The organism is Pseudomonas sp. NPDC086581 (assembly GCF_044746165.1).
Classification (GTDB): Bacteria; Pseudomonadota; Gammaproteobacteria; order Pseudomonadales; family Pseudomonadaceae; genus Pseudomonas.
In genome coordinates this window covers 193716-208267 of sequence record NZ_JBIVBR010000003.1, presented here as the reverse complement: position 1 = coordinate 208267, position 14552 = coordinate 193716, and the positions used below count along the sequence as shown (strand labels likewise).

Below are 14552 nucleotides of genomic sequence, written 5' to 3'. Positions count from 1 at the left end.
ATCAGGATTGACAGGCGCCGCGCGAACGGGCCGGTTGATAAGTCGTTGCGGCGATAGCGCTCATATCACGCCGCTGCCTTGCATGCGTTGCACCGCCTGGTCCAGGGCTTCACCCCAGCGGCCCAGCTCGCGGTTGCGGATCAGTTGTACGGACGGGTACCAGTAGCTGGTCGCGTCATCGACAGCCCAGCGCCAGTTCGGGTTGAGCTGGAGCAGCACGAAGGTCGGCACGCCCAGCGCGCCGGCCAGGTGGACGGTGGTGTTGTCGATGCTCAGTACGGCGTCCAGCGCGCAGAGTTGCGCAGCCTGGGAGTCCATATCCTTGAGCGGATCAACGTTCGCGTCGTGGTGAATGTGCAGGCCCAGGCTTTCGGCCTCGGCGCGCTCGGGCGCGGTATTGCCGTACTGCAGGTTGATGAGCTGCACGTTCTCCAGCTTCGCCAGTTGCGCCAGCTCCTGCATCTCGATGCGACGGCTCTGCATGTCGTTGGCGGTGTCGGTGCCGCCGCGCCAGGAAATGCCCACCAGGCGTTTGCCGGGGAACAGTTGCTGGTACTCGGCGCGCTTGGCCTGCACCTGCTGCGGGTCAGCCTTGAGGAAGGCGCGCGGACCGGCGAAGGAGGCCAGGGTAGGGCGCAGGAACGCGCCCAGGCTGCCCATGGGAATCTGATAATCGCTGCGCGGCCAGGTTTGGCGATGCATCATGCGCTGGCCGTTGTGAACCTGGCCGGTGCTTTCGCGCTGGATGATGGAAAGGCCTGGCAGGCTGCGGTGCAGCAGCGGGTAGAGGCGATCGTAGGTCTCGACATGCACCTGGCCGCCCAGCTTGAGCAGGTCTGACAGCATGCTGGCGAACATCACATGATCGCCGATGCCCTGTTCGGCCCAGACCAGCAGCGTCTTGCCCTCCAGCGGCTCGCCACGCCAGCGCGGCGTGTTGAACTCCTGGTGGTGTTCCTTCAGCGAAGTCTTCCAGCGTGCTTCGTAGTTGACCCACGCCACGTCGAACTGCTTGAAGCGCAGTTGCAGCAGCGACAGGTTGTTGTGCGTGCCCGAATGCTCCGGCGCTTTCTGCAGCATCTGTTCATAGAGGCGATAGGCCTCCTGATACCGGCCAACCTGTTCCAGGGACAGGGCGAGGTTGAACGGGCCGTAATAGTAGTTGGGGGTCAGTTCCACCGTCAGCTGGTGGCAGGCGACGCTGTCATGGTAGCGGCCGCACTCGAAGTACAGCGTGCCCAGCAGACCGAGGAGGCTGCTCTGTTGCCAGGGCTCCAGTGGTTTCTCCAGCGCTTTCGTATAAAGAGCCTCGGCTTCATCGAAGCGCTTGCGCAGGCTCAGTGCGGCGCCATACAGCGCCATGCGCGGCAGGCTCGGCGAGGCCTGGTACCAGCGCTCGGCGCGCTCAAGGTTCTTGATGAACAGCCGATGAGTTCGCATCGTGTCGAGCAGCTCTTCATCGACCTTGGGATCGGTGGTCATATCCAGCGCGCGCTCGGCCCAGGGCTCCGCCGATTGCGGGTCCTGCAGTTCGAGGTGCAGGCGGGCGATCTTGGCGTGAACCATCGGCGTGTTCGGCGCCAGCGTCGCTAGAGCTTCATATAAGCGGATCTGCTCGCCGCGATCTTCACGATCTTCGGCAATCTGCAGTGCCTGGCTCAGGCGCTGAATCTCGGATTGAAGCTTGTGTTGGGACATGTAGGGCCTGCGTGTGACGGAGCTTTGGCGCGTGCGAGGGGGCTTTGCAAGAACGAGGCCAGCCGTGCCCTACAGACCCATCTGAAGAAAATTCGAAAAAAAAGTTAAAGCCCATCCGACTTGGGACGATAACCCTAACGAAGGTTCTCCACGCCATTTCGAATCAATCGGGCAGGGAGGCCACTTAGCCCTAACACGAGGAATTCGTCATGGCTCTTACCGTCAACACCAACATCGCCTCGCTGTCGGTTCAAAAGAACCTGACCAAGGCCGCCAACAACCTGAACACTTCGATGACCCGTCTGTCCACCGGCCTGCGTATCAACAGCGCCAAGGACGACGCCGCCGGCTCGCAGATTTCCAACCGTCTGACCAGTCAGGTCAACGGCCTGAACGTAGCCGTGAAGAACGCCCAGGACGCCAACTCCATCGCCCAGGCTGCCGAAGGTGCTCTGCAAGAGTCCACCAACATCCTGCAGCGTATGCGTGAACTGTCCCTGCAGTCCGCCAACGGCTCCAACAGCAGCGAAGACCAGACCTCGCTGAACCAGGAGTTCAAGTCGCTGACCGCTGAACTGACCCGTATTTCCAAGACCACCACCTTCGGTGGCGGTACTTCCGGTATCAAGCTGCTCGACGGCACCGCCGGCACCAACGGCACCCTGACCTTCCAGGTCGGCGCCAACGCCAACGAAACCGTCAGCTTCACCCTGAGCGACATGAGTGCCACCGCGCTGAAAGGCTCCTCGCAACTGGCTTCCGCCAGCCTGGACCTGTCCACCGTGCTTTCCGGCACGGGTGGCGTTGCAGCTACCGCTGGCTCGATCACCGTCAACGGTACCCAGGTCAGCTACGCCAAGGGCGCCAGCGCCAACGACATCGTCTCGGCGATCAACACCAACATCAGCGGCGTAGCGGCAGTGGCCGGCGCGGCTGGCAGCGGCGGCACCACCACCTCCATCTCGCTGACTTCCGGCAAGGACTTCACCGCAGGTGTGGGCACCGGCGCCGGCAGTGCGCACGCTGTGGTCACCTCCAACTCCACCATCCAGGCGCTGGACATCGCGACCGCCAAAGGCGCCCAATCGGCTACCCAGGTGATCGACGCCGCCCTGAAGCAGATCGACAGCCAGCGTTCCTCGCTGGGTGCCATCCAGAACCGTCTGGACAGCACCATCTCGAACCTGCAGAACGTGTCCGAGAACGCCACCGCTGCACGCAGCACCATCCAGGACGTGGACTTCGCCGCAGAAACCGCGGAGATGACCAAGCAGCAGACCCTGCAACAGGCCGCCACCGCGGTACTGGCCCAGGCCAACCAGCTGCCTTCCGCTGTCCTGAAGCTGCTCCAGTAAGGGGTTGCCGCAAGGCAAAAACGGAAAGGAAGGGCGCCCGGCGCCCTTCCTTGTTTTGCATTCGGAGGGTAATACCTGATGGATACCAGCCTCGGAATCAACAACTCGCGTCCGGTCGACAGCGCCGCCGCAGGCAGCAAGCCGGTCAGCGGCAACAGCTTGCCGCAGAGCGCCAAGGAATCGCCGGCCAGCAAGGCTCGCAGCCTGAACGAAGCCGTCAGCCGGCTGCGCGAACAGGCCCAGTCGGTGCAACGCAACCTGGAGTTTTCAGTGGACGATGCCAGCGGCGAAACCGTCGTGAAGGTCGTGGCGTCCGATACTGGCGAGGTCATACGCCAGATTCCTTCGGAAGTTGCGCTCAAGTTGGCAGAAAGCCTGAAGGAAGCGGGTAATCTGCTATTCAGCGAACGCGCCTGATCTGTATTGATTGTTGGCGTGATTCTTGTATGAAGGGTTACCAAACGCAGGCGGCGAACTGAGAGCCGCCAGAAATTTGGACAGGAGGGTAGGCAAATGGCCGGGACTTCAATCAACGGTGTTGGGTCGGGGTACGACATCGACTCCATCGTGACTGCTCTGGTGAACGCGCAGAAGGCGCCGAAATCCAACCAGATCAGCACACAGAAGACCGCGACCAATACCACGCTCTCGGGTATCGGCTCACTGAAGAGCGCCTTGTCCACCTTCCAGACCGCATTGAGCAAGCTCAACGCCTCCGATTCCAACGCTTTCGCTGGCCTCGCCGTCAAGAGCTCCAATGCCGATGCGCTTACTGCCTCGCTGGGTACTGGCGCTTCGGCCGGCACCTACAGCATCGAAGTCAAGAACCTGGCTACCAGCTCCAAGGTCGCCACGCAGTACGTTGATAAATCCGCCTCCTTCGGTGCCGGCAGCCTGACCATCAAGCAGGGCAGCAGTACCTACAACGTCAGCGTGAAGGCTGGTGCCAGCCTGGCGGATATCCGCGACAGCATTAACAGCCAACTCAAGGACAGCGGTTTCACTGCAAACATCATCACCGACTCCACGGGGCCGCGCCTGGTCTTGGGCTCGAGCGTGACCGGAGCCGGCAGCGATATCAGTGTCACCACCTCCGGCGACAGCAGCCTTGGTGTATTGGCTATCGATGGGGCAAACACCAAGGCCAGCGCCACTGCAGGTGGCTACATCGACAAACCCGCGTTGAACGCCAGCTACACCATCGACGGGCTGGAAATGAGCAGCTCGGTGAACAAGATCTCCAGCGCCATCAGTGGCGTCGAACTGAGTCTGGTGGCAGAGGGCAAGTCGACGCTGACTGTCGATACCAACACCGATGGCCTGAAGACGTCAGTGCAATCGTTCGTCGATGCCTATAACGCGTTGATCACTAGCATCAACTCGCTGACCAAGGTCACCAATACCACCGACTCCAGCGGCAACCCGACCACCACCGCGGCTGCCCTGGCCAGTGATTCGATGACCCGCAACCTGCTCAGTGGGCTGCATAGTCAACTTGTGGGCGGTTCCAGCAATGGCGGCAGCATCAAGCTGCTATCGCAGCTGGGGATTTCCACCAAGAACGACGGCACCCTGCAGGTCGACAGCGACAAGCTGGACAAGGCGCTGGAAAAGAACTTCGCCTCGGTCCAGGGCTTTTTCTCCGGTGATGGCGGGCTGCTCTCTCGCATGAGCAAAAGCCTGGATATCTACACCCAGACCAACGGTCTGCTTGATCAGCGCACGTCTGCGCTCAACGGCACCCTGAGCGATCTGGCTGACCAGCAGATCAAGCTGGACAACCGGATGACCAAGCTCACCGAAACGCTCATGGCCAAGTACACCGCCATGGACACCCTCGTCGCTCAGCTCAAGGCTACCCGCTCCAGCGTACTGACCACCCTCAACGCGCTGAACAAGACCAGCAGTTCTGACAGCTGATTCCTTGGCCGCGCGTGCCGCTCTGCGACGCCGTTGTGCAGCCGTACGCCAGTGCTGATTTTTGCCTAAAGCTTTTCCCGCTTGCGCCGATACTTTGAATATCGACGATTTGATCGTTCAGCGAATCAAGGGGAAATCAGATGAACGCTTCGGCAGCGCTGCGCCAGTACCAGAACGTGAACAACCAGTCGCAGGTGCACGACGCCTCTCCCCACCGTCTGATCCAGATGCTGATGGAAGGCGGCCTGAGCCGCATCGCACAGGCTCGCGGTTCGATGGAACGCGAGCAGTTCGCCCAGAAGGGCATGCTGATCGCCAAGGCCACGGCCATCATTGCTGGCCTGCGCGAAGCGCTGAACTTCGAAGCCGGTGGTGAGGTGGCGGAAAACTATGCCAACCTGTACGACTACATGAGTCGTCGCCTGGGCGACGCCAACCGCAGCAACGAAGTCGAAACTCTCGACGAAGTATCCGGCCTGCTGCGCACTATCAAGGAAGGTTGGGACGCCATCGCTCCGTGATCGCGACCCGCCAGGAGATACCGAACATGACTCTCGCCGTCCAGCAGATCGAACAGACCCGCCTTGCACTGGGCGCGGCGCTGGCCCAGGAAGACTGGGAAGCTGTTGCTCAACTCGACCTCCAGTGTCGTGAGCATGTCGACGCCGCCATGGTCGAGCCGATGGACGATGACAGCGACCTCAAGCGCAGCCTCGAAGGGCTGCTGGCGCTGTACCGCGAGCTGGTCCAGGCGGTTACCCGCCAGCGTGAAGAAGTGGCGACCGAGATCGTCCGCGTCAACCGTTCGCACCAGGGTGCCAAGGTTTACCAGATGTTTGGCTGATCCGTCCGGATCGGCTCTCTTTCGGCGGTGATCGGCCAGGTGCCGGTGGCCGCCGCCTCCGCTTCGAACTACGCTCCATTTCAATTGCCATGACAGGGATCAACACCCTTCGTCGGGCTGCACCAAAAAAAACACGCCATAAATTTGACTCGAGCCACAATTTTGACTTAACTAGTGGCCAAATGCTGGCTAGCACGAGGAAATTGTGCTGTGGCCAGGTCGTGTCAGCCGCCGTAGTACGGCCTTCAAGCCCGGGATGACAAGCTAAGATGTGGCGCGAAACGAAAATCCTCGTGATCGATGACAATCAGGACCGTTGCCGGGACCTTTCGGTGATCATCAGCTTCCTGGGTGAAGACCAACTGTCCAGCAGCAGCCGTGACTGGCGCCAGGTCGTCGACCCGCTGCCCAATGGCAGCCGCGATGTACTCTGCGTATTGGTCGGCGCCGTGGAGAGCAAGGGTGGGGCGCTGGAGCTGCTCAAGCAGATCGCCTCCTGGGACGAGTACTTGCCGGTCCTGCTGATGGGCGAGCCGGTGCCCAACGAGTGGCCCGAGGAGTTGCGCCGCCGCGTGCTGGCCAGTCTCGAAATGCCGCCCAGCTACAACAAGCTGCTCGACTCCCTGCACCGCGCCCAGGTCTACCGCGAGATGTACGACCAGGCTCGCGAGCGCGGCCGTCAGCGCGAGCCGAACCTGTTCCGCAGCCTGGTGGGCACCAGCCGTGCCATCCAACAGGTGCGGCAGATGATGCAGCAGGTCGCCGACACCGACGCCAGCGTGCTGATCCTTGGCGAGTCCGGCACCGGCAAGGAAGTGGTTGCGCGCAACCTGCACTATCACTCCAAGCGCCGCGATGCGCCCTTCGTTCCGGTCAACTGCGGTGCGATCCCGGCGGAGCTGCTGGAAAGCGAACTGTTCGGCCACGAGAAGGGCGCCTTCACCGGCGCCATCACCAGCCGGGCAGGGCGCTTCGAACTGGCGAACGGCGGCACCCTGTTCCTCGACGAGATCGGTGACATGCCGCTGCCGATGCAGGTCAAGCTCCTGCGCGTGCTGCAGGAGCGCACCTTCGAGCGCGTGGGCAGCAACAAGACGCAGAACGTGGACGTGCGCATCATCGCCGCGACCCACAAGAACCTCGAGAAAATGATCGAGGAAGGCAGCTTCCGCGAAGACCTGTACTACCGCCTCAACGTCTTCCCCATCGAGATGGCCCCACTGCGCGAGCGCGTCGAGGACATCCCGCTGCTGATGAACGAACTCATCTCGCGCATGGAACACGAAAAGCGCGGTTCGATCCGCTTCAACTCCGCCGCCATCATGTCGCTCTGCCGCCATGACTGGCCGGGCAACGTGCGCGAACTGGCGAATCTCGTCGAGCGCCTGGCAATCATGCATCCCTATGGCGTGATCGGCGTCGGCGAGTTGCCGAAGAAATTCCGTCACGTCGACGACGAGGACGAGCAACTGGCGACCAGCCTGCGCGAGGAACTGGAAGAGCGCGCGGCGATCACCGCCGGGCTGCCGGGCCTCGACTCGCCTGCCATGCTGCCGGCCGAGGGTATCGACCTGAAGGATTACCTCGCCAACCTCGAGCAGGGGTTGATCCAGCAGGCGCTGGACGACGCCAGCGGTGTAGTCGCCCGTGCGGCCGAACGCCTGCGCATCCGCCGAACCACCCTGGTGGAGAAAATGCGCAAGTACGGCATGAGCCGCCGCGAAGAGGAAATGGCGGAGGATTGACGCCTTCGCCGTACTCGTTTTTTCAAGTCATTGATATACAACGAGTAAATTTTAGGCACGGGGTTTGCTAAGACTCATCCGACCGACAGATTCACGCCGTCGGACGGATGAGGAAAACCCGCATGATGCCCGCCACCAATCGCCAGACTGAACTTGCTCCCACACTGCCAGCAGAACAATTGCAGGTGCCGGTGGAGCAGCAGAGCCGCGCTCATCTGGAACAGACTTTCGAGCTGTTCAGCCAAATGTCGAGCCAGCTCAACCAGTCCTACAGCCTGCTGGAAGCCCGCGTCACCGAGCTGAAGGGCGAACTGGCCCTGGTCAGCGCGCAGCGCATGCAGGAACTGGCGGAGAAGGAGCGCCAGGCCAATCGCCTGCAGAGCCTGCTCGACGTACTGCCCGGTGGCGTGATCATGATCGACGGCCAGGGCGTGGTCCGCGACGCCAATCCGGTGGCGGTCGCGCTACTCGGGAAACCGCTGGTGGGCATGCTCTGGCGTGAAGTCATTGCCCGCAGCTTCGCCCCGCGTGCCGACGACGGCCACGAAGTTTCCCTACGCGATGGCCGCCGTGTCTCCATCGCCATCCGCCCGCTGAACGGCGAACCCGGCCAGCTCATCCTGCTCAATGACCTGACGGAAACCCGTCGCCTGCAGGACCAGCTTGCCCGCCACGAACGCCTCTCCGCCCTCGGGCGCATGGTCGCTTCCCTGGCTCACCAGATTCGTACCCCGCTGTCCGCGGCCATGCTCTATGCCGGTCACCTGAACGAAGGCGAACTGCCGGTCGAGCAGCAGCAGCGTTTTGCCGGTCGTATCAAGGAGCGCCTGCATGAGCTGGAAAGCCAAGTGCGCGACATGCTGGTGTTCGCCCGCGGCGAGCTGCCATTGCCGGATCGCCTCACGCCCAATCAGTTGTTCAGCAGCCTGCGCGCTGCGGCTGAATCCCATGTGACCGGCCTGAACCTGCGCTGGCAGTGCGACGCCCGCGCCGGCGAGCTGTTGTGCAACCGCGACACTCTGGTCGGCACCGTGCTCAACCTGGTGGAGAACGCCATCCAGGCCGCCGGCCGCGATGTACGCCTGAAGGTGCACCTGTACCAGCGAGACAACAGCCTGCGCCTGTCCATCAGCGACAACGGCCCGGGCATGAGCGCGGAAACCCTGGCACGCCTGGGCGAGCCGTTCTTCACCACCAAGACCACCGGCACCGGCCTCGGCCTGGCCGTGGTCAAAGCCGTCGCCAAGGCCCACCAGGGCGAGCTGCGCCTGCGCTCGCGCCCCGGTGTTGGTACTTGCGCCACCCTGATTCTGCCGCTGATCCTGGCTCAACCCGTCGTCCACGAGGAGTGAATTCCATGGCCGCCAAAGTCCTGCTGGTCGAAGACGACCGCGCCCTTCGTGAAGCCCTCTCCGATACCCTGTCGCTCGGTGGGCACGACTTCGTCGCCGTCGATTGTGCCGAGGCCGCTCTCCCGGCGCTGGAGAAGGACAGCTTCAGCCTGGTGATCAGCGATGTGAACATGCCGGGCATGGACGGGCATCAACTGCTTGGCCTGATCCGCAAGCGCTACCCGCAACTGCCGGTCCTGCTGATGACGGCCTACGGCGCCGTTGACCGCGCTGTGGACGCCATGCGCCAGGGGGCGGCGGATTACCTGGTCAAACCGTTCGAGCCGCGGGCGCTGCTGGAGCTGGTCGCCCGCCATGCGCTGGGTGCCGTTCCCAGCAGCGTTGGCGAAGGCCCGGTGGCGCTGGAACCGGCCAGCCAGCAATTGCTGGAGCTGGCGGCCCGTGTCGCGCGCAGCGATTCCACCGTGCTGATTTCCGGCGAGTCCGGTACCGGCAAGGAAGTCCTGGCGCAGTACATCCATCAGCAATCGCCGCGTGCCGGCAAACCCTTCGTCGCGATCAACTGCGCGGCGATTCCGGACAACATGCTCGAGGCCACCTTGTTCGGCCACGAGAAGGGCGCCTTCACCGGCGCCATCGCTGCCCAGCCGGGCAAGTTCGAATTGGCCGACGGCGGCACCATCCTGCTCGACGAAATCTCGGAGATGCCGCTGGCGCTGCAGGCCAAGCTGCTCCGCGTGCTGCAGGAGCGTGAAGTGGAGCGCGTCGGTGCGCGCAAGCCGATCAGCCTCGACATCCGTGTGCTCGCCACCACCAACCGCGACCTGCTGGGTGAAGTGGCTGCCGGGCGTTTCCGCGAAGACCTCTACTATCGCCTGTCGGTATTCCCGCTGGCTTGGCGCCCGCTGCGCGAACGTCCCGCCGATATCCTGCCGCTGGCCGAACGCCTGCTGGCCAAGTATGCGCGTAAGATGAATCACTCCCCGGTAACCCTGGCCGACGACGCCCGCGCCGCTTTGCTGGCGCATCCCTGGCCGGGAAATGTGCGAGAGCTGGATAACGCCATCCAGCGCTCGCTGATCCTGCAGCAGGGCGGCCAGGTGCAGGCCGCCGACCTGTGCCTGACCGCGCCCATCGGCCTGGCTCCGCGCCCGGTGCTGGCAGCTGTTCCGGCGTCCATTGCCCCTGCGGTTCCGGCCAGCGTCGAAATTCCGTCGCCTGCCGCCGAAGCCGGGCAACTGGGTGAAGACCTCAAGCGCCGCGAGTTCCAGATGATCATCGACACCCTGCGCAGCGAGCGCGGCCGCCGCAAGGAGGCCGCCGAGCGCCTGGGCATCAGCCCGCGCACCCTGCGTTACAAGCTTGCGCAGATGCGTGACGCCGGGATGGATGTGGAGGCTTACCTCTACGCCAGTTGAGCCACTGACAGACAACCCCTCTTGGCCCGCATTCGTGCGGGCCTTTTCTTGGTTGGACTCGGCTTTTTCGCTGGCATGTTGACGCCGCGCCCGGCTGCACTCCTCAAGAGAATCGCTGAGCTTTCTTCCAGATTGATCGACAGGAGGAGAGACCCGTGGATGAGGTGGAGTTCGCGCGGCAGTTGCGGCGACGGCAAACCGACGCTGAGTCCTGGTTGTGGGGGGATCTGCGGGATCGCAGATTCCTCGGTTTGAAGTTTCGGCGTCAGGTGCCGTGCGGTATTTACGTGTTGGATTTCTACTGCCACGAGTTGCAGTTGGCGGTGGAGCTTGATGGTGGACAGCATCTGGAGTCTGCTCGTGACGCTGAGCGTGATGCCTGGCTGGTGGGGCAGGGGGTTCGGGTGGTTCGATTCTGGAACCATGACGTTCTGCTGCGGACTGACGTTGTGTTGGAGGCGCTGCGGTTGATGGTCGAGACCGGCGCAGGCTGATTGCCCTCACCCCAGCCCTCTCCCGGAGGGAGAGGGGGCTGTCCTCTGCCTGCTGGATGTCTGGCGTTTTTTCTGTTGCGATAGCGTGCCCGGCTGACCGCCGATCTCCTCGCCCACGCCGATCTGCCGCCTCTCCCTCTGGGAGAGGGGCTGGGGTGAGGGGCTGTCGCTTGCGCCGATGCTCCAGGGCTCTAGTTCTGTAGTTCTCGGCTGATTGCCATATTTGCCAGGCACTCCGATCTGCCCCCTCTCCCTCTGGGATAGGGCTGGGGTGAGGGGCTGTCGCTTGCGCCGGTGTTCCAGGGCTCTAGTTCTGTAGTTCTCGGCTGATTGCCATATTTGCCAGGCACTCCGATCTGCCCCCTCTCCCTCTGGGAGAGGGTTGGGGTGAGGGGCTTTTCCTCCCACGCCAGGCGCTCAGTCAGAAGCGCCGGATCAGAAGGCCCGAAATCCCCACTCCAGAGCTGTCTTCCGCATTTTTCCTACGTTCCGAGAACCTGGCACCCAAGTTGCAATCACCTCTGCAAAGCGCCGCGCAGTGTCAAAAAACCGCGGCCAGTCGGAGGGGTAAGTGATGAGTCAGGGTATCGAGTTCAATCGTCTGCTGCTGGAAATGCGCTCCATGCAAATGGAGGCCATGGCCAAGGCGAAGACGCAGGCCGCACCGGCCGAGCCAGGGGCGCCAAGCTTCTCGCAGATGCTCGGGCAGGCCGTGGACAAGGTGAACGGTACCCAACAGGTCGCCTCCGACATGGCGAACGCTTTCGAGATGGGGCAGAGCGGTGTCGATCTCACGCAGGTGATGATCGCTTCCCAGAAGGCCAGTGTTTCTTTCCAGGCGATGACCCAGGTACGCAACAAGCTCGTGCAGGCGTACCAGGACATCATGCAGATGCCGGTTTGAGCGGCGAGGATCGTAGGTAATGTCCCAAGCCTCCGTTGTTGACAGTCAGGTTCCGGCCAAGGTCGGCGCCGACGCGCCGAAAAAGCCGCTGCTCGGCCTGACTTTCCTCGAGAACCTCGCGGACATGCCGGTACTGCGCCAGGTCGGCCTGCTGGTTGGTCTCGCCGCGAGCATCGCCATCGGCTTCGGCATGGTCCTGTGGTCGCAGCAGCCTGACTACAAGCCGCTCTATGGCAGCCTCAACGGCGTCGATGCCAACAAGGTGGTCGAGGCGCTGACCGCTGCCGACATCGGCTACAAGATCGAACCCAACTCCGGCGCGCTGCTGGTGAAGGCCGATGACCTGGGCCGCGCGCGCATGAAAGTTGCTGGCGCAGGTCTGGCGCCGACCGACAACAACGTCGGCTTCGAGATCCTCGACAAGGAGCAGGCGCTGGGCACCAGCCAGTTCATGGAAGCGACCAATTACCGTCGCGGCCTGGAAGGCGAGCTGGCGCGCACCGTCTCCAGCCTGAACAACGTCAAGGCCGCCCGCGTGCACCTGGCGATCCCCAAGAGCTCGGTATTCGTCCGTGACGACCGCAAGCCCAGCGCCTCCGTGCTGGTCGAGCTGTACCCGGGCCGCACCCTGGAGCCGAGCCAGGTGCTTGCGATCGTCAACCTGGTCGCCACCAGCGTGCCGGAACTGGATAAATCCCAGGTCACCGTGGTCGACCAGAAGGGCAACCTGCTGTCCGACCAGCAGGAGCTTTCCGAGCTGACCATGGCCGGCAAGCAGTTCGATTTCACCCGGCGCATGGAAACCAACTTCACCCAGCGTGTGCACAGCATCCTGGCGCCGGTGCTGGGCAACGGCCGTTACAAGGCCGAGGTTTCCGCCGACGTCGATTTCAGCGCGGTGGAATCCACCTCGGAGTCGTTCAATCCGGACCAGCCGGCCCTGCGCAGCGAGCAGAGCAACAACGAGGAACGCCAGAACAGCAACGGCCCGCAGGGCGTGCCGGGTGCGCTGTCGAACCAGCCTCCGGGCCCGGCCAGCGCACCGCAGACTACTGCGCAGAACAAGCCGGCGGACTTCGTCGCACCGGGCCAGCCGCTGAAGGACGCCAACGGCCAGCCGATCATCGATCCGAAGACCGGCAAGCCGGAGCTCGCGCCGTACCCGACCGACAAGCGTCAGCAGAACACACGCAACTATGAGCTGGATCGCTCGGTGAGCTACACCAAGCAGCAGCAGGGTCGCCTGCGCCGGCTTTCCGTCGCGGTAGTGCTGGATGACCGCATGATCGCCGATCCCAAAACCGGCGAAGTCAGCCACCAGCCCTGGACCGCCGACGAACTGGCGCGCTTCACCCGCCTGGTGCAGGACGCGGTAGGCTATGACGCCAGCCGTGGCGACAGTGTCAGTGTGATCAACGCACCGTTCGCCCCGGAACTGGGCGATGAAATTGCGTCGCCGCCGTTCTACTCGCAGCCCTGGTTCTGGGACGTGGTCAAGCAGGTGCTGGGCATCGTCTTCATCCTGGTGCTGGTGCTGGGCGTGCTGCGGCCGGTGCTGAACAACCTGTCGGGCAACAAGAGCAAGGCCCTGGTGGCCGGTGGCGCAGCAGGCGAAGGTGGCCTGGGCGAGTTGGGCGGTCTGGAGGGCGAGTTGTCCGAAGACCGCGTGAGCCTCGGTGGCCCGGCCAGCATCCTGCTGCCCAGCCCGTCCGAGGGTTACGATGCACAATTGAACGCGATCAAGTCACTGGTCGCCCAGGACCCGGGGCGCGTTGCCCAGGTAGTGAAGGACTGGATCAATTCCGATGAGTGAAGCCCGCATGAGCGCCAAACTGAACAAGGTCGACAAGGCTGCCATCCTCCTGCTCTCCCTGGGTGAGACCGATGCCGCGCAGGTGCTGCGCCACATGGGCCCGAAGGAAGTGCAGAAGGTCGGCGTGGCCATGGCGCAGATGCGCAACGTGCACCGCGAGCAGGTCGAGCAGGTGATGGGCGAGTTCGTCGAGATCGTCGGCGACCAGACCAGCCTGGGCGTCGGCGCCGACAGCTACATCCGCAAGATGCTCACCCAGGCCCTGGGCGAGGACAAGGCGAACAACCTCATCGACCGTATCCTGCTGGGCGGCAACACCAGCGGCCTGGACAGCCTGAAGTGGATGGAGCCGCGCGCGGTGGCCGACGTGATCCGCTACGAGCACCCGCAGATCCAGGCCATCGTGGTCGCCTACCTCGACCCGGACCAGGCCGGCGAAGTGCTCAGCCACTTCGACCACAAGGTGCGCCTGGACATCATCCTGCGCGTGTCTTCGCTCAACACCGTGCAGCCGTCCGCGCTCAAGGAACTGAACCTGATCCTGGAGAAGCAGTTCGCCGGCAACGCCAACTCCACCCGTACCACCATGGGCGGCGTGAAGCGCGCGGCGGACATCATGAACTACCTCGACAGCTCGGTCGAAGGCTCGCTGATGGACGCCATCCGCGAAGTCGACGAGGACCTGTCGGGCCAGATCGAAGACCTGATGTTCGTCTTCGACAACCTGGCCGACGTCGACGACCGTGGCATCCAGGCGCTGCTGCGGGAGGTTTCCTCGGACGTGCTGGTGCTGGCCCTCAAGGGCTCGGACGAAGCGATCCGCGAAAAGATCTTCCGCAACATGTCCAAGCGTGCCGCCGAACTGCTGCGCGACGACCTGGAGGCCAAGGGCCCGGTGCGCGTCAGCGAAGTGGAAGGCGCGCAGAAGGAAATCCTCACCATCGCCCGCCGTATGGCCGAGTCCGGCGAAATCGTGCTGGGTGGCAAGGGCGGCGAGGAGATGATCTGA

Annotated in this window: 13 protein-coding genes; 12 read left to right on the top strand and 1 reads right to left on the bottom strand. The window is 63.2% G+C overall.

Annotated features, from left to right (window positions below; translation table 11 throughout):
• Window positions 1-60: 60 nt before the first annotated feature.
• Window positions 61-1698 (bottom strand): hypothetical protein, encoded by a 1638-nt coding sequence (locus tag ACIPK7_RS08515; protein WP_401087135.1) that lies wholly within the window; start codon window positions 1696-1698, stop codon window positions 61-63.
• A gap of 209 nt (window positions 1699-1907) precedes the next feature.
• Here ACIPK7_RS08515 and ACIPK7_RS08510 point away from each other — a divergent pair, with 209 nt between their 5' ends.
• The 12 genes from ACIPK7_RS08510 (at window position 1908) to fliG (ending at window position 14552) form a co-directional block, all read left to right on the top strand.
• Window positions 1908-3053 (top strand): flagellin, encoded by a 1146-nt coding sequence (locus ACIPK7_RS08510; RefSeq protein WP_024764928.1) that lies wholly within the window; start codon window positions 1908-1910, stop codon window positions 3051-3053.
• Window positions 3054-3131: 78 nt separating this feature from the next.
• Window positions 3132-3470: a flagellar protein FlaG gene (locus ACIPK7_RS08505; RefSeq protein ID WP_401087133.1), complete on the top strand. Its 339-nt coding sequence runs from the start codon at window positions 3132-3134 to the stop codon at window positions 3468-3470.
• A 96-nt stretch (window positions 3471-3566) separates the two neighbouring features.
• Window positions 3567-4973, top strand: a complete 1407-nt coding sequence (gene fliD / locus ACIPK7_RS08500) for a flagellar filament capping protein FliD (RefSeq protein WP_401087131.1) — start codon at window positions 3567-3569, stop codon at window positions 4971-4973.
• Window positions 4974-5113: 140 nt separating this feature from the next.
• Window positions 5114-5494: a flagellar export chaperone FliS gene (gene fliS / locus ACIPK7_RS08495; protein ID WP_192431932.1), complete on the top strand. Its 381-nt coding sequence runs from the start codon at window positions 5114-5116 to the stop codon at window positions 5492-5494.
• A gap of 26 nt (window positions 5495-5520) precedes the next feature.
• Window positions 5521-5817 carry a flagellar protein FliT gene (gene fliT / locus ACIPK7_RS08490; protein WP_045212118.1) on the top strand — a complete coding sequence of 99 codons (297 nt, stop codon included), beginning with the start codon at window positions 5521-5523 and terminating at the stop codon, window positions 5815-5817.
• A gap of 269 nt (window positions 5818-6086) precedes the next feature.
• Entirely contained in the window at window positions 6087-7562 is a 1476-nt protein-coding gene (locus ACIPK7_RS08485; protein WP_401087129.1) for a sigma-54 dependent transcriptional regulator, read from the top strand.
• A 122-nt stretch (window positions 7563-7684) separates the two neighbouring features.
• On the top strand, window positions 7685-8914 hold the full coding sequence (locus ACIPK7_RS08480) for a sensor histidine kinase (protein ID WP_401087127.1): 1230 nt from the start codon (window positions 7685-7687) through the stop codon (window positions 8912-8914).
• A gap of 5 nt (window positions 8915-8919) precedes the next feature.
• Window positions 8920-10332: a sigma-54-dependent response regulator transcription factor FleR gene (fleR, locus tag ACIPK7_RS08475; protein ID WP_401087125.1), complete on the top strand. Its 1413-nt coding sequence runs from the start codon at window positions 8920-8922 to the stop codon at window positions 10330-10332.
• A 155-nt stretch (window positions 10333-10487) separates the two neighbouring features.
• Window positions 10488-10826: an endonuclease domain-containing protein gene (locus tag ACIPK7_RS08470; protein ID WP_401087123.1), complete on the top strand. Its 339-nt coding sequence runs from the start codon at window positions 10488-10490 to the stop codon at window positions 10824-10826.
• Between the two features lie 574 nt (window positions 10827-11400).
• Entirely contained in the window at window positions 11401-11730 is a 330-nt protein-coding gene (fliE, locus tag ACIPK7_RS08465; RefSeq protein ID WP_138215092.1) for a flagellar hook-basal body complex protein FliE, read from the top strand.
• A gap of 19 nt (window positions 11731-11749) precedes the next feature.
• Window positions 11750-13543, top strand: coding sequence for a flagellar basal-body MS-ring/collar protein FliF (fliF, locus tag ACIPK7_RS08460; RefSeq protein ID WP_401087120.1), 1794 nt, complete (start codon window positions 11750-11752; stop codon window positions 13541-13543).
• Window positions 13536-14552, top strand: a complete 1017-nt coding sequence (gene fliG / locus ACIPK7_RS08455; RefSeq protein ID WP_138520520.1) for a flagellar motor switch protein FliG — start codon at window positions 13536-13538, stop codon at window positions 14550-14552. Before fliF ends, fliG begins: the two co-directional genes overlap by 8 nt.

What these genes read in the sequence shown, in the direction of transcription:
- ACIPK7_RS08515 (WP_401087135.1), bottom strand. Translation starts at nt 1,698, where the DNA reads ATGTCCCAACACAAGCTTCAATCCGAGATTCAGCGCCTGAGCCAGGCA.
- ACIPK7_RS08510 (WP_024764928.1), top strand. Translation starts at nt 1,908, where the DNA reads ATGGCTCTTACCGTCAACACCAACATCGCCTCGCTGTCGGTTCAAAAG.
- ACIPK7_RS08505 (WP_401087133.1), top strand. Translation starts at nt 3,132, where the DNA reads ATGGATACCAGCCTCGGAATCAACAACTCGCGTCCGGTCGACAGCGCC.
- fliD (WP_401087131.1), top strand. Translation starts at nt 3,567, where the DNA reads ATGGCCGGGACTTCAATCAACGGTGTTGGGTCGGGGTACGACATCGAC.
- fliS (WP_192431932.1), top strand. Translation starts at nt 5,114, where the DNA reads ATGAACGCTTCGGCAGCGCTGCGCCAGTACCAGAACGTGAACAACCAG.
- fliT (WP_045212118.1), top strand. Translation starts at nt 5,521, where the DNA reads ATGACTCTCGCCGTCCAGCAGATCGAACAGACCCGCCTTGCACTGGGC.
- ACIPK7_RS08485 (WP_401087129.1), top strand. Translation starts at nt 6,087, where the DNA reads ATGTGGCGCGAAACGAAAATCCTCGTGATCGATGACAATCAGGACCGT.
- ACIPK7_RS08480 (WP_401087127.1), top strand. Translation starts at nt 7,685, where the DNA reads ATGATGCCCGCCACCAATCGCCAGACTGAACTTGCTCCCACACTGCCA.
- fleR (WP_401087125.1), top strand. Translation starts at nt 8,920, where the DNA reads ATGGCCGCCAAAGTCCTGCTGGTCGAAGACGACCGCGCCCTTCGTGAA.
- fliE (WP_138215092.1), top strand. Translation starts at nt 11,401, where the DNA reads ATGAGTCAGGGTATCGAGTTCAATCGTCTGCTGCTGGAAATGCGCTCC.
- fliF (WP_401087120.1), top strand. Translation starts at nt 11,750, where the DNA reads ATGTCCCAAGCCTCCGTTGTTGACAGTCAGGTTCCGGCCAAGGTCGGC.
- fliG (WP_138520520.1), top strand. Translation starts at nt 13,536, where the DNA reads ATGAGTGAAGCCCGCATGAGCGCCAAACTGAACAAGGTCGACAAGGCT.